Origin of the sequence: Rathayibacter sp. AY1D2 (assembly GCF_002932695.1) — a bacterium.
In the GTDB taxonomy this organism is placed as follows: domain Bacteria; phylum Actinomycetota; class Actinomycetes; order Actinomycetales; family Microbacteriaceae; genus Rathayibacter.
On the sequence record NZ_PSVX01000048.1, the window covers coordinates 1 to 22,098 of the forward strand.

Sequence of the window (22,098 nt, forward strand, 5' to 3'; positions counted from 1 at the left end):
TCTGATCAGCCGCGACAGCAGCCGGTCGGCGAGGATCCTGCCGTCGGTCTGGCAGGTGGGGCAGTACTGGAGCGTGGAGTCGTGGAAGACCACCTGGCGTGTCGCGTCCGCCTAGCGGGATCCGCTGGGACGCGGATCGTGCGTTCGGCAGTGCGGGGGCGCGCCGGGAGGGCGGCTCGTCGACGGCGAGACGGGCGCGGAAGGCTCGGTGCTCGGGCCGAGACGGGCGCGGACCGGCTCTCGAATAGACTGGCCCCTGCCATCAGCGGCGCCCTCGGGGGCCGCACGCAACGAGATTTCCGAGGGAGCACCGTGTCCGGGCATTCCAAGTGGGCCACGACCAAGCACCAGAAGGCGATCAAGGACTCGCGCCGCGCGAAGTCCTTCGCCAAGCTGATCAAGAACATCGAGGTGGCCGCCAAGATCGGCGGCGCCGACCTCTCCGGCAACCCGACGCTCGTCGACGCCGTGCAGAAGGCGAAGAAGACCTCGGTGCCGAACGACAACATCGACCGCGCGATCAAGCGCGGTGCCGGCCTCACCGGCGAGGTCATCGACTACACGACGATCATGTACGAGGCCTACGGCCCCAACGGCATCGCCCTGCTCGTCGAGTGCCTCACCGACAACAAGAACCGCGCCGCGGCGGACGTCCGCACCGCGATGACCCGCAACGGCGGCACCATGGCCGACCCGGGCAGCGTCGCCTACAACTTCGCGCGCAAGGGCGTCATCTCCGTGCCCCACGGAGAGAGCGTCACCGAGGACGACGTGCTCGGCGCGGTCCTCGACTTCGGCGTCGACGACGTGCTCGACCACGGCGAGAGCTTCGAGGTCCGCGTCGAGCCGAGCGAGCTCGTCCCGGCCCGCTCGGCCCTGCAGGAGGCAGGCATCGACTACGACTCCGCCGACATCGAGTTCGTCGCCTCCCTCCAGGTCGAGGCCGACGCCGAGACGGCCCGCAAGGTCTTCCGCCTGATCGACGCGCTCGAGGACTCGGACGACGTGCAGAACGTCTACACCAACCTCGACATCACCGCCGAGGTGCGCGCCGAGCTCGAGAACGAGGAGTGACGCGGTGAGCCCGGCCCGATCCCGAGGGGCGGCCTGATGCGCGTCCTCGGGATCGACCCCGGGCTCACCCGCTGCGGCGTCGGCATCGTCGACGTCTCGCGCGACCGCCGCGCGACCCTCGTGCACGTGACGGTCCTCCGGACACCGCCCGATGACGCGCTGGAGCGCCGCCTGCTGGCCCTGGGCGACGGGCTCGAGGCGCTGCTCGACGAGCACCGCCCCGACGCCGTCGCGATCGAGCGGGTCTTCGCGCAGAACAACGTCAGCACCGTGATGGGCATCGCGCAGATCAGCGGCGTCGCCCTCGTCGCGGCGGCCCGGCGCGGGCTCCCGGTCGGGATGCACACTCCGAGCGAGGTGAAGGCCGCCGTCACCGGCTACGGAGCCGCGGACAAGCGCCAGGTCACCGCGATGATCCAGCGCGTCCTCCGGCTCGACGCCCCGCCGCGGCCGGCCGACGCGGCCGACGCCCTCGCCCTGGCCGTCTGCCACGCCTGGCGGGCCCCTCTCGCGCCCTCCTCCGGGTCGGCGGGAGCCGGTGCCGACGGAGCGGCGGGCGGCACAGCAGCGCAGCGGGCGTGGCGCGCCGCCGAGGCCGCGAGTCGAACGCCTGTTCGAGCATCTAGACTGACGCGGTGATCTCCTCCCTCCGCGGCACCGTCCTCTCCGCCCGCGGGAGTCTCGCCGTCCTCGACGTCCACGGCGTCGGCTACGCGGTGAACGTGACCCCGCAGCACGCGCTCGAGATGCGCGTCGGCGACGAGACCACGGTCAGCACCGTGCTCGTCGTCCGCGAGGACTCGCTCACCCTCTACGGCTTCCCCGACGAGGAGCAGCTCGAGATCTTCGAGCTGCTGATCGGCGTGACCGGCGTCGGCCCGAAGTCCGCCCTCGGCGTGCTCGGCGCGGTCGAGCCGGACCGGATCGCGCAGGCGGTCGCCGACGAGGACGACGGGGTGTTCCGGAAGGTCAGCGGCATCGGCCCGAAGACGGCGAAGCTGATCATCCTGTCCCTCGCCGGCAAGGTGACCGTCCGTCCGCGCGCCGCCCGCGGTTCCGGTCCCGCCGCCACCGCCGCGCAGAACGTGCTCGCGGCGCTCGTCGGCCTCGGCTGGCCCGAGCGCACCGCGGCCGACGTGGTCGACGAGATCCTGCTCGACGCGCAGGCCTCCGACGCCGCGAACGTGCAGGCGCTGCTCCGGCTCGCCCTCGCCCGCCTCGGCCCGGCGGCCCGCTCGTGAGCGACGAGGTGCTGGGCGCCGAGGTCGCCTCGGAGGCCGAGGTCGCCTTCGAGGGTGCACTGCGCCCCAGGAACCTCAGCGAGTTCGTCGGCCAGCGCAAGGTGCGCGGCCAGCTCGAGCTGCTGCTCAAGGCCGCGGCCATGCAGGGCCGGACCCCCGACCACATCCTGCTCGCGGGCCCGCCCGGGCTCGGCAAGACGACCCTCGCGATGATCGTGGCGGAGGAGAGCTCCTCGCCCCTGCGGCTCTCCAGCGGCCCCGCGATCCAGCACGCGGGCGACCTCGCCGCCGTCCTCTCCTCGCTGCTGCCCGGCGAGATCCTCTTCATCGACGAGATCCACCGCATGGCGCGCTCCGCGGAGGAGATGCTCTACCTCGCGATGGAGGACTTCCGGATCGACATCATGGTCGGCAAGGGGGCGGGAGCGACGTCCGTCCCGCTGGATCTCGCCCCGTTCACGCTCGTCGGCGCCACGACCCGCTCCGGCCTGCTGCCCAATCCGCTCCGCGACCGCTTCGGCTTCACCGCGCACCTCGAGTTCTACGCGGAGGACGAGCTGCGGCAGGTGCTCGCCCGGGCGGCACGGCTGCTCGAGCTCGACATCGACGCGGACGCGATCGCCGAGATCGCCGGCCGCTGCCGAGGCACCCCGCGCATCGCCAACCGCCTGCTCCGGCGGGTGCGGGACTTCGCCCTGGTCCACGGCGGACGGGCCGACGTGACCGCCGTCCGCGCGGCGCTGGAGCTCTACGACGTCGACGCGCTCGGACTCGATCGGCTCGACCGCGCGGTGATGGAGATCGTGCTGACCCGCTTCGACGGCGGGCCGGTCGGCCTGAACACCCTCGCCGTGTCGGTGGGGGAGGAGGCGGAGACGGTCGAGGCCGTCGTCGAGCCGTTCCTCGTGCGGATCGGATTGCTGACCCGGACGCCGCGCGGCCGCGTGGCGACCCCCGCCGCCTACCGCCACTTCGGCATCGACCCACGGGGGACGGCGGCTCAGCCGCCCCTGTTCCCCGATGATCTATGATTCTCTAGGCCCGACGGGCCGCTCGATCCGCTCCGCCTCGACCTGAGGCCGCGCGGCGGATCGCCCATCCACTCCGGAAGGCCCACCCATGGATCCGACGATCATCCTGCTCGTCCTGCTGCTCGCCGTGATGATCATCTTCATGTTCCGCAACAACAAGAAGCGCCAGCGCGACGCGGAGAGCATGAAGAACAACCTCCAGCCGGGGGTGGAGCTGATGACCGGCTCCGGCCTCTTCGGCACCGTCGTGTCGATCGACGACGAGGCGAACAAGATCGTCATCGAGTCGACCCCCGGCACGCTGCTGACCATCCACCGTCAGGCGATCGCCCGGCTCATCGACCCGAGCGAGAACGCCGTCGTCGTCGAGACCGAGGACGAGGCCGACCCGCTGACCGCGACCGGCTCGCCCGAGTTCGGCGAGCGCGACTCCGCGCACCGCGACCCGCTGGTGGACCCGGTCGAGCGCGACCGCCGCCCCGACGCGCAGTAGTCTCCTGGGCGGGCCGGGCGCATCGGCGCCCGCCCGCCCTTCTCCACACCCGGGCGTCCCCGGGCCGATCACCGTCGACCGAAGAGAAAGCTGAGCCCTGGGTGGCCGCATCAACCCCCGTCCGGAAGGCCCGCCGCTCCCTGAGCTGGCTCGGTGTCCTGATCCTCGCTCTCGTCGGACTCAATACGGCGGCCGTCCTCTGGGGCGGCGGCTCCTGGACGCCGAAGCTCGCCCTCGACCTCGAGGGCGGCACGCAGATCGTCCTGCAGCCGCAGCTGAACGACGGCGACACCGTCTCGTCGGAGCAGCTGACGCAGGCCGTCTCGATCATCCGCCAGCGCATCGACGCGTCCGGCGTCTCCGAGGCCGAGATCACGACCCAGGGCTCGAGCAACATCGTCGTCTCGATCCCCGGCACGCCCGACGACGAGACGCTCCAGCGCATCGAGGCCTCGGCGAAGCTCGACTTCCGCCCGGTCCTCGTCGCGAGCCAGGCCACCAACAGCTCGGTCGGCGGCGACGCGACGTCCTCGCCCACGCCGACACCCGTCGACCCGTCGCTCGCGACGGAGCCGACCGCCTCGCCGACGAACGCGAGCGACCTCGCCTACCTCACGCCGGCGCTCGAGGCCCAGTACACCTCGTTCGACTGCGCGTACCTCAACGGCCAGGACCCGAACCTCGCCCCGGCCGACCAGCCGCTCATCACCTGCGACGACAGCGGGACGGTGAAATACGTCCTCGGCCCGGTGGAGATCACCGGCGAGGACATCTCGGACGCCTCGAACGGCCTGATGACGACTTCCTCCGGTGCCAGCACCGGCACCTGGGCCGTCAACCTCTCGTTCGACGACCAGGGCACGCAGGCCTTCGGCGCCACGACCTCGCGCCTCGTGGCGCTGCAGGGTGCGCAGAACCAGTTCGCGATCGTCCTCGACGGCCGGGTCATCTCGGCCCCGTCGACGAACGCCGCCATCACGGACGGCAACGCGCAGATCTCGGGCTCCTTCACGCAGGAGTCGTCGAAGACGCTCGCCGACCAGCTCAAGTACGGCGCGCTGCCGATCGGCTTCCAGGTCCAGAGCTCGGACAGCATCTCGGCGACGCTCGGCTCCGCCCAGCTCGCCAGCGGCCTGCTCGCTGGCCTCATCGGCCTGATACTCGTCATCGTCTACTCCATCGCGCAGTACCGCGTGCTCGGAGCCGTCACGATCGCCTCGCTGCTCGTCGCGGCGATCGTCACCTACCTCGTCGTCACGCTGCTGTCCTGGCGGGAGGGACTGCGCCTCTCGCTCGCAGGAGTCGCGGGTCTCATCGTCGCGATCGGCATCACGGCCGACTCGTTCATCGTGTACTTCGAGCGCATCCGCGACGAGCTCCGCGACGGACGCGGCCTCGAGTCCGCCGTCGAGTCCGGCTGGCGGCGCGCGCTGCGCACGATCTTCGCGTCCGACATGGTGAACCTGCTCGCCGCGGTGGTCCTCTTCCTCCTCGCCGTCGGCAGTGTCCGCGGCTTCGCGCTCACCCTCGGGATCACGACGATCATCGACCTGATCGTGGTGGCGCTGTTCACCCACCCGATCCTGCAGCTGATGGCCACGAGACCGTTCTTCGCCGAGGGGCACAAGGCCTCGGGCCTGGATCCCCGGGCGCTCGGGGCCGTGTACCGCGGCCGAGCCGCCTTCCGTCCGCAGGACCAGGTGGTCGCCGGCAAGCGCGCCTCCGCGTCCCGTGAGGCGGCCAAGCGCCAGACCATCGCCGAGCGGAAGGCCGCCGAGGCGGCCGGCCTGCGCGACTCCAACGACTCGAACGGGAAGGACGCGTGATGGCCAGCTTCTCGCAGTTCGGAAACGACCTCTACACCGGTGCGCGATCGATCGACTTCGTCGGCCGGCGCCGCACGTGGTACCTCGTCTCGCTCGCCCTGATCCTGATCACGCTGCTCGGGACGGTCGCCCGCGGCGGCTTCAACTTCGGCATCGAGTTCACCGGCGGCTCGCAGTTCACGGTGTCCTCGCCGTCGAGCCTCGAGCAGGCGACGGCGACGGATGCGGTGACCTCGGTCGCTCCCGAGACCGTGCCGCGAGTGTCCATCGTCGGCGACGACTCCATCCGCGTGCAGACCGGCCAGCTCTCGACAGACGAGTCGACCGCGGTGCGGAACGCCCTGTCGGAGGCCTACGACGTGCCCACCGACCAGGTCGCCTCCTCCTTCATCGGAGCGGCGTGGGGCAACGACGTGACTCAGCAGGCCCTGCGCGGCCTGGTGATCTTCGTGGTCCTCGCGGCCCTGGCCATGTGGGCGTACTTCCGCACCTGGAAGATGTCGCTCGCGGCGATCGTCGCGCTCCTGCACGACCTCGTGATCGTGGCGGGCGTCTACGGCATCACCGGCACCGAGGTGTCGCCGGCGGCGGTGATCGGACTGCTGACGATCCTCGGCTACTCGCTCTACGACACGGTCGTGGTCTTCGACAAGATCCGCGAGAACACCGTGGAGGCGCTCGGCAGCACGACCCGCACCTTCTCCGAGACGGTGAACCTGGCCGAGAACCAGACTCTCGTGCGCTCCATCAACACCTCGATCGTCGCCGCCCTCCCAGTGGCCGCGATCCTCGTGATCGGTGCGTTCGTCCTCGGCGCGGGCACGCTCCGCGACATCTCGCTCGCCCTGCTGATCGGCATCATCGTCGGCACGTACTCGACGATCTTCGTCGCGGCGCCGCTGTACGCCCAGCTGCGCAGCCGGGAGCCCGAGATCTCCAAGCACGACAAGCGCGTGGAGTCGGCCCGGGCGAAGGCGGCCGCTCCGGCCGCGCCGGCCGTGCAGGGCTGAGCCGTGGCCGACTACGCACAGGTCACCGCGGGCGACGCCGTCGGACTCGTCGCGCGCGACGAGGTCTGGCTGCTCGACGTCCGGGAGCCGCACGAGTGGGCGGCGGGGCACGCTCCGGCCGCCCATCACATCCCGATGGGGGAGATCGGCGCCCGGCAGGACGAGCTCCCGGCCGACACGGCGATCCTGGTGGTCTGCCACTCCGGAGTCCGCTCCGCGATGGTGACGCAGGCCCTCGAGGGCGCCGGATACGAGGTCACCAACGTCGACGCCGGCATGACCGCCTGGGCCGCGGCGGGCGGCGACGTGGTCGACGGCGAGGGGCGCCCCGGACGCATCGGCTGACGCCGGCGCCGTCCGCCCCGGGCGGAACGGTCATCGGCACCGTCCGCACGGGCGATAATGGGGCGATGGAGATCCTCGCGTGACGGAAACGACGACGACGTCCTCGACCGCTGCCCTGCGCAGACTGGTCCCGCGGATCTTCTCGCGCGCGCAGCCCTCCGGTGCTGTCGACACCCTCGTCCGCACCGTCCGGATGCACCATCCGAAGAGCGACATCGCGCTGATCGAGCGCGCTTACTCGGTCGCGGAGCGGGCGCACGCGAACCAGAAGCGCCGCAGCGGCGAGCCCTACATCACTCATCCGCTGGCCGTCGCGCAGATCCTCGCCGACCTCGGCATCGGCTCGAAGACGATCGCCGCCGCGCTGCTGCACGACACCGTCGAGGACACCGACTACCAGCTCGACGAGCTCCGCGCGGACTTCGGCGACGAGGTCGCGATGCTCGTCGACGGCGTCACCAAGCTCGACAAGGTCAAGTACGGCGACAGCGCGCAGGCCGAGACCGTCCGCAAGATGATCGTGGCGATGTCGAAGGACATCCGCGTCCTGATCATCAAGCTCGCCGACCGCCTCCACAACGCGCGGACCTGGGGCTTCGTCCCCGCCGAATCCGCCGCCCGCAAGGCCACCGAGACTCTCGAGATCTACGCGCCGCTGGCGCACCGCCTCGGCATCCAGGCGATCAAGTGGGAGCTCGAGGACCTGTCCTTCGCGGTGCTCTACCCCAAGATCTACAACGAGATCGAGAGCCTGGTGAAGCGGCGGACGCCGCAGCGCGAGGAGTTCGTGCAGAACGTCATCGACCTGATCAGCGAGGACCTGCGGGCCGGGCGGATCCGCGGTCGCGTCGTCGGCCGGCCGAAGCAGTACTACTCGATCTACCAGAAGATGGTCGTCCGCGGTCGCGAGTTCGACGAGATCTACGACCTGGTCGGCATCCGCGTCCTCGTGAACTCGGTGCGCGACTGCTACGCCGTGCTCGGCTCGATCCACGCCCGCTGGACGCCGATGCCGGGCCGGTTCAAGGACTACATCGCCACTCCGAAGTTCAACCTCTACCAGTCGCTGCACACGACGGTCGTCGGGCCGAAGGGGCGTGCGGTCGAGATCCAGATCCGCACCAACGAGATGCACCAGCACGCAGAGTTCGGGATCGCGGCGCACTGGAAGTACAAGGAGCAGATGGCCACCGGCAAGGTGCCCACCTCCGGATCGAACGACACCGACCTCGCCTGGCTCGCGCACCTCTCGGACTGGCAGTCGGAGACCACAGACCCGAACGAGTTCCTCGACTCCCTCCGCTTCGAGATCGGCGCCAAGGAGGTCTACGTCTTCACCCCGAAGGGACGCGTGATCGGCCTGCCGACCGGTGCGACCCCGGTCGACTTCGCCTACGCGGTGCACACCGAGGTCGGGCACCGGACGATGGGCGCCAAGGTCAACGGGCGCCTCGTGCCGCTGGAGTCGGCTCTGACGACGGGCGACGTGGTCGAGGTCTTCACCTCGAAGAACCCCGACTCGGGACCGAGCCAGGACTGGCTCCACTTCGTGCAGAGCCCCCGGGCACGCAACAAGATCCGGCAGTGGTTCACCAAGGAGCGGCGCGACGAGGCGATCGAGCAGGGCAAGGACTCCATCGCCCGGGCGATGCGGAAGCAGAACCTGCCGCTGCAGAAGCTGATGAGCCAAGACACTTTCACCGAGGTGGCCAGCCAGCTGCGCTACAACGACGTCGAGGCGCTCTACGCGGCCGTCGGCGAGGGCCACGTCTCGACCCAGTCGGTGCTCGAGAAGGTCGTCTCCTCCATCCAGGGCGATCCGGAGTCGGACGAGAACGAGGTCACCCTCCCGCGCTCGCCCCGGCCGCGGAGCCGGAGCAGCGAGTCGGGCGTCCTCGTGAAGGGCGCGCCGGACATCCTCGTGAAGCTCGCGAAGTGCTGCACTCCGGTTCCGGGCGATCAGATCGTCGGATTCGTGACGCGGGGAGCCGGCGTCTCCGTGCACCAGGCGAACTGCCACAACGTGCAGGAGCTGCTGAAGGAACCGGAGCGGATCGTCGACGTCGAGTGGGCGCCGTCCTCCAAGAGCATCTTCCTCGTGCAGATCCAGGTCGAGGCGCTGGACCGCTCGGGCCTGCTGAGCGACGTGACGCGCGTGCTCTCGGAGCACCACGTCAACATCCTCTCGGCGACGGTCTCGACCTCGAGCGACCGGCTGGCGATCAGCCGGTTCGTCTTCGAGATGGGCGACACCACCCACCTGGACCGCGTGCTGAACGCCGTGCGCCGGATCGACGCCGTCTACGACGTCTACCGGGTGAACGCGGGCTGATCCCCGGGCGGCGCCTCGCCCAGCGCCGCCCGCAGCCGTCGTCCGACGATCCTCCGTCCGGCGACGGCGCTGCCCTCCTCCAGCCTCGCGAGGACGGCGTCGAGGCCGGTCCCGGTGCTCCGAGAGAGCGCCCGGAGGATCCGGCCCGCGTCCTCCGTCCGGGCGAGGTCGATCAGGGTGCGGGCAGGCGATGTGACGGGCGCGCCGCCGAGGAGGACGACGTCGTCCTCGTCGAGCAGGACCTCGTGGCAGCGCAGGCGGGGGTTCGACGGCGCCTGTCGGCGCTTCCGCCGGTCGATCGAGGCGCTGTGCACCCTCGGCGGACGGTGCATCGCTCCGTGCACCCACGCGGCGGAGAGACGATCGGCGACGGCGCCGCGGGGGAGCAGCGAGCGCAGGGAGGCGGCCCGCTCGGACGCCCCCAGGGGCAGGTCCGCGACGAGGAAGCCCTCGTCGAGCGCGACCAGCTCGCCGTCGAGGCGGGCGGCGCACAGCTCCGCGAGAGGGAGGTGCCCGGGGAGGAGAACGGAGGGGAGGCGCATCCGGCCATGCTGGCCGATGCGCCTCCCCTCCGGAGCGTCGCGCGCGGATCTGTGGAGGGATCCGCCGGAGCGGGTCTAGCCGATCGCGTCGAGCCAGACCTTGCGGGCGTCGAGCGCCTCCTGAGCCTGGGCGATCGCGTCGCGGTCGCCGCGCGCCTTCGCCTCGTCGAGCTCGTCCTGGAGTTTCTGGATCGCGGCGGTCAGCTGCGAGGCCAGACCCTCGGAGCGGGCCTTGCGCTCCGGGTTGCTGCGGTTCCAGTGCTCCTCGTCGAGCTTGCGGACGTGCGCCTCGACCTTGCGGAGGCGGTCCTCGACGGTGCGCACCTGCTCGCGCGGCACGCGGCCGACGGCGTCCCAGCGCTCCTGGATCGAGAGCAGCACCCGCTTGGCCTTCTCGCGGTCCTGCTCCTGCAGGAGCGGCTCCGCCTCCTCGAGGAGGGCGAGCTTGAGGTCGAGGTTCTCGGTGTACTCGACGCTCTCCTGCGCGACGATCTCGGCCTTGGCGCCGTAGATCGCGTCGCCGGCGGCCTTGAAGCGCGCCCAGAGCGCGTCGTCGAACCGCTTGCCTGCACGGCCGGCGACCCGCCAGCGCTCGAGGAGCGCGCGGTAGTCCGGGATGGCGTCGGCGCCCTGGGGCACCAGCGCCTCGGCCTGGTCGATGAGCGCCTGCTTGGCCTGCTTGGCCTCGCGGTGCGCGGAGTCGAGGTCGGCGAAGAACGCCTTGCGGTTCTGCTCGATCGTGGTGCGCGCACCGCGGAACCGGCGCCACAGCTCGTTCGCGTCGTTCTTGGGCAGGCGCGGGCCCTGCTGCTGGTGGTTCTGCCAGCGGGCGAAGAGGTCGTCGATCGCGGCGCTGGCCTGCTTCCACTGCGTCTTCGCCGGGTCGACAGCCGCCAGGGCCTCGGCCTCAGCGACGATGGCCTCGCGGTAGGCGAGGGCCTCGGACAGCGCGGCCTTCGACTCGGCCGCCTGCTGCTCGGTCAGATCCTCGACGGAGCCGCTCAGCGCGTCGACCCGGGTCTGCAGCGACTCGAGGTCGCCGACCGCGTTCGCCTGCGCGATGGCCGCGGACAGCGACTGCACCGTGCGGGCGACGTCTCCGGCGGGTGCGCCCCGCTTGGCGCGCTGCTCGAGCAGGGAGACCTGCCCGGCGAGCTCCGTGTACTTGCGCTCGTAGTAGGCGAGCGCCTCCTCGGGAGTCGCATCGGGGTACTGGCCGACCTCTCGCTCCCCGTCGCCGACGCGGACGTAGACCGTCCCGTCGTCGCCGACCCGTCCCCACGGCTGCTGGTCACTCATCGCTCGGAGCCTCACCTTGCTGTTCGATGTCGTGCTTCTCGGTGCCCGTCGCGTCGTCGGCCGGTGGGGCTCGACGGCCGGAGGGCCGAAGACCGCGCTCGGCCGCGAACGGGCAGTGACGACAAGCCTATTGCACTCCCCGCGCGGGCGGACCGTGACGACGCCGCGGGTGCGGCTACTCGACGGAGACGGAGGTGATGGTCACGGGCTCGGCGGGGGCGCCGTCACCCGATCCGTCGGCCGTGCCCTTCGACACGACGTCGCTGACGAGCGCGTCCAGTCCCGAGGTGACCTGCCCGAGCACGGTGTACCCGCCGGCCGCGTCGGCGGGCAGGGTCGTGTCCTGGTAGACGACGAAGAACTGGCTGCCCTGGCTGTAGCCGTTGCCGCCCTGGCGGGCCATCGCGATGGTCCCGGCCGGGTAGACGCCGTCCTCGGGCGCGTTCTCGACGGGGCCGTAGCTGTAGCCCGGTCCGCCGGTGCCGTCGCCGTCCGGGTCGCCGCACTGGAGGACGTAGAGGCCCTCCGTGGTGAGGCGGTGGCAGGAGACGCCGTCGTAGAAGCCGGACTGCGTCAGCGAGATGAAGGAGGACACCGCCTGCGGGGCGGCGGCGCCGGCGAGCGTGATGCCCAGCGGGTCCTCGCCGATCGTGAGCGTGCCCGTCCAGTCGCGGCCCTCGGCGATGTCGGAGGAGGGGACGTCGCCGGTGTTCGACCCCGTCGCCTCGGGCGTCGGGGTCGCGGAGGAGGAGGAGGTCGGCTCGGCGACCGGGGTGCCGGGGCCGCCGGAGAAGTAGAGGATCTGGGCGACGACCGCGAGCCCGATCACGACGACGGCGGCGATCGCCGCGATCACGTTGTCGCGCACGCGCCGCTTCTGCCTCGAGCGGTGGAGGCTCTGACGGGCCTGGTAGGCCCGGAGCCGGGTGCGCGCCTCGCGGTCGTTCGACTTGCCCTGGGCCACGTGTTCCTCCGACGTCCTCGTCCGCGCGGCTTCGGCGCGGCGGCCCGCGCACGCAGGCCGCGTCGAGCCTACGAGAACCGCCGGAGGCGCGACAAACGCCGCTCCGTCGCGCCGGGCAGCCGGGCCGGGGCTCTGTCGGAGGCCGTCGTTACGCTGGGGGCATGACCATGCAGCAGGCCGGACTCCGCTCCGGGGCGACTCCGCTCGCCGTGCGGATGCGGCCGCGCAGCCTCGAGGAGGTCGCCGGCCAGCGCCACCTCCTGACGCCCGGCTCGCCCCTGGTCGCCCTCGCCGCCGACACCACGGGGGAGCGGGGAGCGGTCTCCGTGATCCTCTGGGGCCCTCCCGGCACGGGCAAGACCACGCTCGCGCAGGCGGTGGCCCACTCCAGCGGCCGCCGCTTCGTCGAGCTCTCCGCCGTCACGGCGGGCGTGAAGGACGTGCGGCAGGTGATGGAGGAGGCACTCTCCACCCGCGACCTCTACGGCACGTCGACGGTGCTCTTCCTCGACGAGATCCACCGCTTCACCAAGGCCCAGCAGGACGCGCTGCTGCCCGGGGTCGAGAACGGGTGGGTCATCCTCATCGCGGCCACGACCGAGAACCCCTCGTTCTCGGTGATCGCGCCGCTGCTCTCGCGCTCGCTCCTGCTGACCCTCGAGCCGCTCAGCGACGACGATCTGGGCGTCCTGGTCGACCGCGCCCTGCACGACGAGCGGGGTCTCCGCGGCTCCGTGACGCTGGAGGAGGAGGCCCGCGCGAGCATCGTGCGGCTCGCCTCCGGAGACGCCCGGCGGGCGCTGACCGCGCTCGAGGCCGCCGCCACCTCCGCCCGCTCGGAGGCCCGCGAGGCCGACCGGGTCGCCCGCGCCGCCGCCGCGGAGGACCCGGACGAGGAGGACGAGGACGACGAGGGCGCTCCCGTCGAGGCCGCCGCCGCGGAGCCCGCGCTCCCCGTGATCACGACCGAGGTCGTCGCGCGCGCCGTCGACCGCGCCCTGCTGCGCTACGACCGCAACGGCGACGAGCACTACGACGTCATCAGCGCCTTCATCAAGTCCATCCGGGGCTCGGACGTCGACGCGGCGCTGCACTACCTGGCCCGGATGATCGAGGCGGGGGAGGATCCGCGGTTCATCGCCCGCCGCATCATCGTCTCCGCGTCCGAGGACATCGGCATGGCCGACCCGCAGGCGCTCGTCGTCGCGATCGCCGCGGCCGACGCCGTGCAGTTCATCGGCATGCCGGAGGGGCGCATCCCGCTCGCCCAGGCGGTCGTGCACCTGGCGACCGCCCCGAAGTCGAACGCGTCCTACTCCGCCATCGACGCGGCCATCGCGGACGTGCGCGCGGGCCGCGCGGGCCGGGTGCCGGCGCACCTGCGCGACGCGCACTACCCCGGCGCCAAGAAGCTCGGCCACGGGAAGGGCTACCGGTACCCGCACGACGCCGACCTCGGCGTCCTCGAGCAGCAGTACCTCCCGGACCCGCTCCAGGGCGCGCGGTACTACCGGCCCACCGAGCACGGCAACGAGCGCGACGTCTCCGCACGACTGGCGAAGCTCCTGCGCATCATCCGCGGCGACCGGGGCTGACCGCGCCGACCACGAACTCGCGCGACCCGCACGGGAGGCCGTGGCCTGATAGTCTTGCGAGGTTGCCCACCGCTCTGTAGCCGAGCGGAGCAGCGCATCCCTCTGAATCGCGCAGCCCGCCACTGCGGTCACCCTTCCCCCGCACCCGCGGAGGACACGACCGCGGCGTCCGCCCTCCTCCCGGAGCCGGCGGTCGAGAGCTGCGACCGAACCTCTCAGACCTTGGAAGGACCACTGTGTCGACCACGTCCCGTACCCGCTCGAAGACGCGCCTCTCGCGCGCCCTCGGCATCCCCCTGACCCCGAAGGCCGCCCGCTACCTCGAGAAGCGTCCCTACGCTCCCGGTGAGCACGGCCGCTCGAAGCGCAAGGCCGACTCCGACTACGCGGTCCGCCTGCGTGAGAAGCAGCGTCTGCGCGCCCAGTACGGCATCCGCGAGAAGCAGCTCCGCATCGCCTTCCAGGAGGCGCGCCGCACCCAGGGCCTGACCGGTGAGAACCTGGTCGAGCTCCTCGAGATGCGCCTCGACGCCCTCGTCCTGCGCTCGGGCTTCGCCCGTACCACCGCGCAGGCCCGCCAGTTCGTCACCCACCGCCACATCATGGTGGACGGCAAGACGGTCGACCGCCCCTCCTTCCGCGTGAAGCCGGGCCAGGTCATCCACGTCAAGACCCGCTCCGAGGGCACCGAGCCCTTCCAGGTCGCCGCCGCCGGTGGACACGTCGACGTCCTCCCCAAGACCCCGGGCTACCTCGAGGTCGAGATCGACAAGCTGCAGGCGACGCTCCTGCGCCGCCCGAAGCGCGCCGAGGTCCCCGTGACCTGCGAAGTGCAGCTCGTCGTCGAGTACTACGCGGCCCGCTGAGTCCAGCCCCGCAGAGAAAGGCCCCGGTGTCCGCACCGGGGCCTTTCCCGTTCCCGGGGTCGCGATCCGGAGTGCCCGCCGCGCTCCGAGAGTCCCGCGCTGCGCCCGATCCGGCCGTCGCGCCCGAGCCGAGCGCCCGTCCCCGCGTCCGACCCTCTCGCGGCCCGTCGGTAGGCTGGAGTGCCGCGCTGGGCGGCATCGAACGGAGGTCACCGTGACCGGTGGAGACATCGCAGGGCTCATCGCCGCGGGGGTGTTCGCGATCCTGGTGGCGATCACCGCCGTCCCGCTCTGGAAGCTCGGGCGCGTCTTCGACAGCACGAGCGAGGCCATCAAGCAGGCCAGCGACGGCCTGACGCCGATCCTCGACGAGTCGGCCTCCACCCTCCGCGAGGCCAACCACCAGCTCGCGCGGGTGGACACGATCACCAAGGACGTCGCCGAGGTCACCGGCAACGTCAACGCGCTCGTCGCTCTCACGGCCGCGACCGTCGGCGGTCCGCTCATCAAACTCGCCGGCTTCACCGCCGGAGTCCGCGCCGTGCTGGTCGCCGGACGGACGGCCGACAAGGCCGGAGCCGCGGTCGGCCGCTCCGCCGCGAAGCGCACGAAGCGCCCGCGCTCGAAGTAGCGCCGCGCCCGCGCCCTAGAATCGAACGGGTCGTCGCGCCGTCGCGCCCGCCCCGCCGCTGTGGAAGGACACCCCGTGAAGAACATCCTCCTGATCGTCATCGGGATCGGCCTCGGATTCGCGGTCGCCCACCAGGTCTCGCGCACCGAGGCGGGCGCCCGGCTCTTCGCCGATATCAACCGCACCGCGAAGGAGCTCGGCGAGGCCGTCTCCGAGGGCTACCACCAGCGCGAGGCCGAACTGAAGGCCGCCATCGGCGAGGGCTGACGCCCCGCCGCCCGACATCCGCGTCGTCACCGACCGAACCGTAACGGAACCCATGCAGACCGCAGACATCCGCAACCGCTGGCTCGACTTCTTCGGGAGCCGCGGCCACACCGTGGTCCCCTCCGCCTCCCTCGTGAGCGAGGACCCGAGCCTCCTCTTCACCGTCGCCGGCATGGTGCCGTTCGTGCCCTACCTCACCGGAGTGGTCCCCGCGCCCTACCCGCGTGCCACCAGCGTGCAGAAGTGCATCCGCACCAACGACATCGAGGAGGTCGGCAAGACGCCTCGTCACGGCACCTTCTTCCAGATGAACGGCAACTTCTCCTTCGGCGACTACTTCAAGGAGGGGGCGATCGGCTACGCCTGGGAGCTGCTCACCGGCGCCGAGAGCGACGGGGGACTGGGCTTCGACGAGAAGGACCTCTGGGTCACCGTCTACAAGGACGACGACGAGGCGATCGCGCTCTGGAAGACGATCGCGGGACTGCCGGACGAGCGCATCCAGCGCCTGGACAAGGACACCAACTACTGGTCGACCGGCCAGCCCGGCCCCGCCGGCCCCTGCTCCGAGATCTTCTTCGACCGCGGCCCCGCCTACGGGATCGACGGCGGCCCGGCGACGGACGACGACCGCTACGTGGAGATCTGGAACCTCGTCTTCATGCAGTACCTCCGCGGCGAGGGCACGAGCAAGGTCGACTTCGACATCCTCGGCGAGCTGCCGCGCAAGAACATCGACACCGGCATGGGCCTCGAGCGCGTCGCCTTCCTCAAGCAGGGCGTCGAGAACATGTACGAGATCGACCAGGTCCGTCCGGTCCTCGATCGCGCCGCCGAGCTCTCGGGCCGCCGCTACGGAGCCGTCCACGAGGACGACGTCCGCATGCGCGTCATCGCCGACCACGTGCGCTCCTCGCTGATGCTGCTGTCGGACGGCGTGACGCCGTCGAACGAGGGGCGCGGCTACATCCTCCGCCGCCTGATGCGCCGCACGGTGCGCGCCATGCGCCTGCTCGGAGTGGACACCGCGACGTTCCCCGAGCTCTTCGCCGCCTCGCGCGACGCGATGGCGTCGGCCTACCCCGAGGTGTCCACGGAGTTCGAGCGCCTCTCGACCAGCGCCTACGGCGAGGAGGAGGCGTTCCTGCGCACCCTCGCGGCCGGCACCGAGATCCTCGACCTCGCGGTCCTGAAGACGAAGAAGGCCGAGTCGCCGACGCTGCCGGGCGACACCGCGTTCCTCCTGCACGACACCTTCGGGTTCCCGATCGACCTCACCCTCGAGATCGCCGAGGAGTCGGGTCTGACGGTCGACCGCGAGGCGTTCGATTCCCTCATGACCGCGCAGCGCACGCGTGCGAAGGCCGACGCGAAGTCGAAGAAGTCGGCGCTGGCCGATCTCTCGGTCTACGCCGACTTCCGCGCCCACGGCGAGACGCTGTTCACCGGCTACGACGTGCTCGACACCGAGACGCGCATCCTCGGCCTCATCGTCGGCGGGCACTCCGTCACGAAGGCGGTCGCGGGCGACATCGCCGAGGTGATCCTCGAGGCGACCAGCCTCTACGCGGAGTCGGGCGGCCAGGAGGCCGACGCCGGCCGCATCGTCGGCTCCGGCTTCGATCTCGAGGTCCTCGACGTGCAGAAGCCCGTCAAGGGGCTCATCAGCCACAAGGTCCAGGTCGCCAGCGGCGAGGTCGGAGTGGGCGACGCCGCCACCTCCGTCGTCGACCGCGACTGGCGCCGGGGCGCCACGCAGGCGCACTCGGGCACGCACCTCATCCACGCCGCGCTGCGCCAGGTGCTCGGTCCGCAGGCGCACCAGTCCGGCTCCTACAACAAGGCGGGCTACCTGCGCCTGGACTTCTCGTGGAACCAGGCCCTCTCGCTCGAGACCCGCAGCGAGATCGAGGAGATCGCCAACACGGCGATCCGTGACAACCTCGAGGTCGTCACGCGCGAGCTCCCGATCGACGAGGCGAAGGCGCTCGGCGCGATGGCCCTCTTCGGCGAGAAGTACGGCGACGTCGTCCGCGTGGTCGACATCGGCGGGCCCTGGTCGCGCGAGCTCTGCGCGGGCACCCACGTCGGGCGCTCGTCCGAGGTCGGCGTGATCAGCCTGGTCAGCGAGTCCTCGGTCGGATCGACCAACCGCCGCGTCGAGTCGCTCGTGGGCCGCGAGGCCTTCCAGGAGCTCGCCGCCGAGCGCGCCCTCGTCAGCACGATCTCGTCCTCGCTGAAGACCCCGCGCGAGCAGCTCCCCGAGCGGATCGGCGAGCTCGTCGCGAGCCTCAAGGCCGCCGAGAAGCGGATCGCCGCGTTCGAGGCCAAGGCCCTCGCCGACCGGGTGCCCGCCCTCGCCGCGACCCGTCGCACGGTGGGCGGCACGACCGTCGTCGCCGAGAGCATCGGCACCGCGGGATCGACCGACGAGCTGCGCTCCCTCGTGACCTCCGTCCGCGAGCGGCTCGGCCAGGAGCCGGCCGTCGTCGCGCTCGCCGCCGACGTCTCGGGCAAGCCCGCGGTGATCGTCGCCACCAACCAGGCCGCCCGCGACCAGGGCCGCCGCGCGGGTGCGCTCGCCAAGCGCGCCGCCGGGATCCTCGGTGGCGGCGGAGGCGGCAAGGACGACCTCGCCCAGGGCGGCGGCTCCGACGTCTCCGCCATCGGCGCGGCGCTCGAGGCCGTGGTGCAGGAAGCGACCAGCTGAATGAGCCGGTTCGGCGTCCGGCTCGGCATCGATGTGGGCCGTGCCCGCATCGGGGTCGCCCGCTGCGACGCCGACGGCCTGCTCGCGGTGCCCGTCGAGACGGTCGCGAGGGCGGGCACTGACGGCGGATCCTCGGACGTCTCCCGGATCGCGCACCTCGCCGCCGAGTACGATGCCCAGGCGATCATCGTCGGACTGCCGTTGTCGCTGTCGGGGGCCGAGACGGCCTCGACGGAGGACGCGCGCGGATTCGCTCGACTGCTCGCCGAGGCGGTGCCCACCGCTCCGGTGCGGCTCGTCGACGAGCGGCTGTCGACGGTCACCGCTCAGAGCGCCCTGCACCGCTCCGGACGCACCACCCGCGGCTCCCGAGCCGTGATCGACCAGGTCGCCGCCGTGGTGATCCTGCAGCACGCCATCGATTCCGAGCGCTCGGCCGGCACCCCGGCCGGAGTCCTGCTCGAACCGAACGAAGGACCTCCTCGTGACCGACGTCCCCCCGAGCCGCCGCGACGCCCGCGCCGCCGAGCAGGCGCAGCCGACTCCGCCCGACCCGACTCCGGAGCAGCAGCCCGCGCCGACTGAGGCGCACGATCCGCTGGGCCGCCTCTTCACCGGGCCCGACGTGCCCGAGCCCCGCGGCCGCGACGACGCGGCCGCGTTCGACCCGGACGCGCGCCCGAAGCGTCGCCGCGCGGCTCGCGCGACGGGCGGCGCGAAGAAGCGCCGCAGCCGCCGCGGGCTCATCGGCGGGCTTCTGGCCTTCGGCGTCTTCGCCGCGCTCGTCGCCATCGCCGTCACGATCTTCCTCGAGCCCGTGCGCGGCCTGTTCGCGGAGCCCGAGCCGACCGACTTCACCGGCACCGGCTCGAGCGAGGTGCTGTTCACGATCCACCAGGGCGACGGCGGCAGCGACATCGCCAACAACCTCGTCTCGGACGGGGTCATCAAGTCGTACGATCCCTTCTACGACCTGCTCCTCGCCCAGAGCCCGGAGCCCGTCTTCCAGCCCGGCGCGTACTCGCTCAAGGCCGAGATGAGCGCCAAGGCCGCACTGTCGGCGCTGCTCGACTCCGAGTCGACGCGCCTCGCGAACACCTTCGTCATCCCCGAGGGGACGGCGCTCAAGGAGGCGCTGCCGCTCATCGCGGACGGTACCGGGGTCGCGCTGACGGACCTCGAGGCGGCCGCCGCCGACTGGGGCTCGTTCGGGCTCCCGGCCGGGGCGACGAGCCTCGAGGGGTTCCTGTTCCCCGCGACGTACGACATCGACCCGTCGACGCCGGCGCACGACATCCTGAAGACGCTGGTCGACCGGATGTACCAGTCGCTCGACCAGGCCGGTGTGCCGGTGGACGACCGCTACCGCGTCGTGGTGTTCGCGTCCCTCGTGCAGCGCGAGGCCCGCGTCGCCGAGGACTTCCCGAAGGTCGCGCGCGTGTTCCAGAACCGCCTCGACCAGGGGTGGCGCCTGCAGTCGGACGCGACCGTGGCGTACGGCACCGGCGCGACCGACCGCGTCTCGACCACGGACGCCGAGCGGAACGACGCCGGCAACGTCTACAACACCTACCAGCGCGACGGTCTGCCGCCCGCGCCGATCTCGAACCCGGGGGACGTGGCGATCGACGCGGTCATGCACCCCGCGGACGGCACCTGGATGTACTTCGTCACGGTGAACCTCGAGACGGGCGAGACGGTCTACTCCACCACCGACGCCGAGCACAACGCGGCCGTCGACCAGTGGCAGGCCTGGATGCGGGACCACCCGGAGTACCAGTGACGGCCGCCGGGTACCGCCTCGCGGTCCTCGGCGCGCCGATCGTGCACTCGAAGTCGCCCGCGCTGCACGCGGCCGCCTACCGGGTGCTCGGGCTCGACTGGAGCTACCGCGCCGTCGAGACGACGGAGGCGACCCTCTCCGAGGTCGTGTCCGGTGAGCCCTGGCACGGCCTGTCGCTGACCATGCCGCTCAAGCACGCGGTGCGCCCGCTGCTGGCGGAGGAGGACGCGGTCGCCCGGGCCACCGGCGCGGTCAACACCGTGCTGGTCGACCGCTCCGGCCCGGCACCCCGCCTCCGCGGGTTCAACACCGACGTCGCGGGCATCGTGCGCGCCCTCGCCGAGGCGGGCGTCGTCTCGGCGGAGCGCGTCCAGGTGCTCGGCGGGGGAGCGACCGCCGCCTCCGCCCTGGCCGCCGCCGCCGAGCTGGGCGCGGCGCGGGTCGACCTCGTCCTGCGGACGGCGTCGAGGGCCGTCGAGCTCGCTCCGCTCGCGGAGTCGCTCGGCGTCCTGATCTCGGTCCGCTCCTTCGCCGACTGGTCCACCGGAGCGCCGCTGGTGATCTCGACGCTCCCCGGCGGGGCGGCTGACGGCCTCGACGTGCCCGACGCGGCGGTCGCGGGCTCGACCCTGTTCGACGTGGCGTACTCCCCGTGGCCGAGCGCTCTCGCCCGGCGCTGGGAGCAGGGCGGCTCCCCGGTCGTCTCCGGGCTCGGGATGCTGCTCCACCAGGCACTCGTGCAGGTGCGGATCTTCGTCGGCGGCGACCCGGCCCTGCCTCTCGATCGTGAGGACGAGGTGCTCGCGGCGATGCGCCGAGCCGTCTCGGCGGGTCCGGCGCACTGACCTCGTGTGCCAGAATCGGAGGATGCTCCGTTGGCTCACGGCCGGGGAATCCCACGGTCCCGAACTCGTCGCCGTCCTCGAAGGACTGCCGGCGGGCGTCCCCGTCTCCCTCGACGACATCCGCGCCGATCTGGCGCGCCGGAAGCTCGGCTACGGCCGCGGAGCCCGGATGAACTTCGAGCAGGACGAGCTGACGATCTCCTCCGGCGTCCGGCACGGAGCGACGATGGGCAGCCCCATCGCCCTGCGCATCGGCAACACGGAGTGGCCGCGCTGGGTCGACGTCATGTCGGCGGAGCCCCGCGACCCCGAGAGCCTGCCCAAGGGCCGCGGCGCCGCGCTCACCCGGCCCCGCCCGGGCCACGCCGACCTCGTCGGGATGCAGAAGTACGGCTTCCCCGAGTCCCGCAACGTGCTCGAGCGCGCCTCCGCCCGCGAGACCGCGGCCCGCGTCGCCCTCGGGGCCGTCGCCCGCCGCTTCCTCGGCGAGCTCGGCGTCTCGCTCGTCAGCCACACCCTCGCCATCGGGCCTGTCCGCGTGCCCGAGGGCTCGCCGCTGCCCGGCCCGGCCGACGTCGCCGCCCTGGACGCGGATCCGCTGCGCTGCCACGACGCCGCGACCAGCGCCCTCATGGTCGCCGAGGTGGACCGCGCCCACGACGACGGCGACACGCTCGGCGGCGTGGTCGAGGTCCTCGCGTACGATCTCCCGCCCGGACTCGGCTCCTACGTGCACTGGGACCGTCGTCTCGACTCCCAGCTCGCGGCGGCCCTGATGGGGATCCAGGCGATCAAGGGCGTCGAGGTCGGCGACGGCTTCCTCACCACCACCCGCCGCGGCTCGGAGGCGCACGACGAGCTGTTCCAGTCCGCCGCCGGGATCTCCCGGTCCAGCGACCGGGCCGGCGGCACCGAGGGTGGGATGAGCACGGGGACCGTGCTGCGGGTCCGCGCCGGCATGAAGCCGATCGCGACCGTGCCGCACGCGCTGCGCACCGTCGACGTCGCCACCGGCGAGGCGGCCGGCGCCCACCACCAGCGCTCCGACGTCTGCGCGGTGCCGGCGTCCGGTGTCGTCGCGGAGGCGATGGTCGCCCTGGTGCTCGCGAACGCCGTGCTCGAGAAGTTCGGCGGCGACAGCGTCACCGAGACCCGCCGCAACCTGCAGGGCTACCTCGCCGCCATCCCCGACGAGCTCCGCACGGCCGCTGCGAGCGACCCGGCTCTCGGGCTCGACTGATGGC

Annotated in this window: 20 protein-coding genes and 2 pseudogenes; 18 read left to right on the forward strand and 4 right to left on the reverse strand. The window is 72.0% G+C overall.

Annotated elements, in window-relative coordinates:
* Positions 1 to 108, reverse strand: a pseudogene (locus C5D04_RS18720) (Fpg/Nei family DNA glycosylase); the annotation flags it as partial.
* A gap of 204 nt (positions 109 to 312) precedes the next feature.
* Between C5D04_RS18720 and C5D04_RS12830 the strand changes: the two are divergent.
* The 9 genes from C5D04_RS12830 (at position 313) to C5D04_RS12870 (ending at position 9,352) form a co-directional block, all read left to right on the forward strand.
* Positions 313 to 1,074, forward strand: a complete 762-nt coding sequence (locus C5D04_RS12830; RefSeq protein ID WP_104224772.1) for a YebC/PmpR family DNA-binding transcriptional regulator — start codon at positions 313 to 315, stop codon at positions 1,072 to 1,074.
* A gap of 36 nt (positions 1,075 to 1,110) precedes the next feature.
* Positions 1,111 to 1,713, forward strand: coding sequence for a crossover junction endodeoxyribonuclease RuvC (gene ruvC / locus C5D04_RS12835; protein WP_104225338.1), 603 nt, complete (start codon positions 1,111 to 1,113; stop codon positions 1,711 to 1,713).
* Positions 1,710 to 2,315 carry a Holliday junction branch migration protein RuvA gene (ruvA, locus tag C5D04_RS12840; protein WP_104225337.1) on the forward strand — a complete coding sequence of 202 codons (606 nt, stop codon included), beginning with the start codon at positions 1,710 to 1,712 and terminating at the stop codon, positions 2,313 to 2,315. The genes ruvC and ruvA overlap by 4 nt, the downstream gene beginning before the upstream one ends.
* On the forward strand, positions 2,312 to 3,346 hold the full coding sequence (ruvB, locus tag C5D04_RS12845) for a Holliday junction branch migration DNA helicase RuvB (protein WP_104224769.1): 1,035 nt from the start codon (positions 2,312 to 2,314) through the stop codon (positions 3,344 to 3,346). The genes ruvA and ruvB overlap by 4 nt, the downstream gene beginning before the upstream one ends.
* An 88-nt stretch (positions 3,347 to 3,434) precedes the next feature.
* Complete coding sequence (gene yajC / locus C5D04_RS12850; RefSeq protein WP_104233318.1) at positions 3,435 to 3,839, forward strand: preprotein translocase subunit YajC; 405 nt, start codon at positions 3,435 to 3,437, stop codon at positions 3,837 to 3,839.
* Between the two features lie 101 nt (positions 3,840 to 3,940).
* Positions 3,941 to 5,665, forward strand: a complete 1,725-nt coding sequence (gene secD, locus C5D04_RS12855; protein WP_104347792.1) for a protein translocase subunit SecD — start codon at positions 3,941 to 3,943, stop codon at positions 5,663 to 5,665.
* Entirely contained in the window at positions 5,665 to 6,675 is a 1,011-nt protein-coding gene (gene secF, locus C5D04_RS12860) for a protein translocase subunit SecF (RefSeq protein ID WP_104269500.1), read from the forward strand. The genes secD and secF overlap by 1 nt, the downstream gene beginning before the upstream one ends.
* Before the next feature lie 3 nt (positions 6,676 to 6,678).
* Positions 6,679 to 7,020 (forward strand): rhodanese-like domain-containing protein, encoded by a 342-nt coding sequence (locus C5D04_RS12865; protein ID WP_104347793.1) that lies wholly within the window; start codon positions 6,679 to 6,681, stop codon positions 7,018 to 7,020.
* A 79-nt stretch (positions 7,021 to 7,099) separates the two neighbouring features.
* Entirely contained in the window at positions 7,100 to 9,352 is a 2,253-nt protein-coding gene (locus C5D04_RS12870; protein ID WP_104225334.1) for a bifunctional (p)ppGpp synthetase/guanosine-3',5'-bis(diphosphate) 3'-pyrophosphohydrolase, read from the forward strand.
* On the opposite strand, the gene C5D04_RS12875 is transcribed toward C5D04_RS12870, so the two are convergent.
* The 3 genes from C5D04_RS12875 to C5D04_RS12885 form a co-directional block, all read right to left on the reverse strand.
* Positions 9,331 to 9,894, reverse strand: coding sequence for a type IV toxin-antitoxin system AbiEi family antitoxin (locus C5D04_RS12875; RefSeq protein ID WP_104347794.1), 564 nt, complete (start codon positions 9,892 to 9,894; stop codon positions 9,331 to 9,333). The genes C5D04_RS12870 and C5D04_RS12875 overlap by 22 nt on opposite strands.
* Before the next feature lie 75 nt (positions 9,895 to 9,969).
* A complete protein-coding gene (locus C5D04_RS12880; RefSeq protein WP_104224762.1) occupies positions 9,970 to 11,193 on the reverse strand; it encodes a DUF349 domain-containing protein in 1,224 nt (407 codons plus the stop codon).
* Between the two features lie 175 nt (positions 11,194 to 11,368).
* The gene (locus tag C5D04_RS12885; RefSeq protein WP_104325434.1) at positions 11,369 to 12,157 is read right to left on the reverse strand and encodes a peptidylprolyl isomerase; all 789 of its coding nucleotides are present in this window, start codon (positions 12,155 to 12,157) and stop codon (positions 11,369 to 11,371) included.
* A gap of 161 nt (positions 12,158 to 12,318) precedes the next feature.
* Here C5D04_RS12885 and C5D04_RS12890 point away from each other — a divergent pair, with 161 nt between their 5' ends.
* From C5D04_RS12890 to aroC, 9 genes and pseudogenes are all read left to right on the forward strand, one after another.
* A complete protein-coding gene (locus C5D04_RS12890; protein WP_104347795.1) occupies positions 12,319 to 13,752 on the forward strand; it encodes a replication-associated recombination protein A in 1,434 nt (477 codons plus the stop codon).
* Positions 13,753 to 13,988: 236 nt separating this feature from the next.
* Positions 13,989 to 14,618, forward strand: a complete 630-nt coding sequence (gene rpsD / locus C5D04_RS12895; protein WP_068210518.1) for a 30S ribosomal protein S4 — start codon at positions 13,989 to 13,991, stop codon at positions 14,616 to 14,618.
* A gap of 214 nt (positions 14,619 to 14,832) precedes the next feature.
* Complete coding sequence (locus C5D04_RS12900) at positions 14,833 to 15,249, forward strand: DUF948 domain-containing protein (protein WP_104224759.1); 417 nt, start codon at positions 14,833 to 14,835, stop codon at positions 15,247 to 15,249.
* Between the two features lie 75 nt (positions 15,250 to 15,324).
* Positions 15,325 to 15,516, forward strand: coding sequence for a hypothetical protein (locus C5D04_RS12905; protein ID WP_104225329.1), 192 nt, complete (start codon positions 15,325 to 15,327; stop codon positions 15,514 to 15,516).
* 52 nt (positions 15,517 to 15,568) lie between these two features.
* Positions 15,569 to 18,226 carry an alanine--tRNA ligase gene (gene alaS, locus C5D04_RS12910; RefSeq protein ID WP_104296193.1) on the forward strand — a complete coding sequence of 886 codons (2,658 nt, stop codon included), beginning with the start codon at positions 15,569 to 15,571 and terminating at the stop codon, positions 18,224 to 18,226.
* A pseudogene (gene ruvX, locus C5D04_RS12915) lies at positions 18,227 to 18,700 on the forward strand (Holliday junction resolvase RuvX); the annotation flags it as partial. It abuts the gene before it with no gap.
* 10 nt (positions 18,701 to 18,710) lie between these two features.
* Positions 18,711 to 20,009: an endolytic transglycosylase MltG gene (gene mltG / locus C5D04_RS12920; RefSeq protein WP_104313171.1), complete on the forward strand. Its 1,299-nt coding sequence runs from the start codon at positions 18,711 to 18,713 to the stop codon at positions 20,007 to 20,009.
* Positions 20,006 to 20,854 (forward strand): shikimate dehydrogenase, encoded by an 849-nt coding sequence (locus C5D04_RS12925; RefSeq protein WP_258068912.1) that lies wholly within the window; start codon positions 20,006 to 20,008, stop codon positions 20,852 to 20,854. The genes mltG and C5D04_RS12925 overlap by 4 nt, the downstream gene beginning before the upstream one ends.
* 22 nt (positions 20,855 to 20,876) lie before the next feature.
* Positions 20,877 to 22,094, forward strand: a complete 1,218-nt coding sequence (aroC, locus tag C5D04_RS12930) for a chorismate synthase (RefSeq protein WP_104296194.1) — start codon at positions 20,877 to 20,879, stop codon at positions 22,092 to 22,094.
* Positions 22,095 to 22,098: the final 4 nt, after the last annotated feature.

Bases quoted from the DNA above. Each gene is read 5' to 3' on its own strand.
- yajC (WP_104233318.1), top strand. From the start codon at position 3,435: ATGGATCCGACGATCATCCTGCTCGTCCTGCTGCTCGCCGTGATGATC.
- secF (WP_104269500.1), top strand. From the start codon at position 5,665: ATGGCCAGCTTCTCGCAGTTCGGAAACGACCTCTACACCGGTGCGCGA.
- aroC (WP_104296194.1), top strand. From the start codon at position 20,877: ATGCTCCGTTGGCTCACGGCCGGGGAATCCCACGGTCCCGAACTCGTC.
- ruvC (WP_104225338.1), top strand. From the start codon at position 1,111: ATGCGCGTCCTCGGGATCGACCCCGGGCTCACCCGCTGCGGCGTCGGC.
- C5D04_RS12890 (WP_104347795.1), top strand. From the start codon at position 12,319: ATGACCATGCAGCAGGCCGGACTCCGCTCCGGGGCGACTCCGCTCGCC.
- alaS (WP_104296193.1), top strand. From the start codon at position 15,569: ATGCAGACCGCAGACATCCGCAACCGCTGGCTCGACTTCTTCGGGAGC.
- C5D04_RS12875 (WP_104347794.1), bottom strand. From the start codon at position 9,894: ATGCGCCTCCCCTCCGTTCTCCTCCCCGGGCACCTCCCTCTCGCGGAG.
- C5D04_RS12880 (WP_104224762.1), bottom strand. From the start codon at position 11,193: ATGAGTGACCAGCAGCCGTGGGGACGGGTCGGCGACGACGGGACGGTC.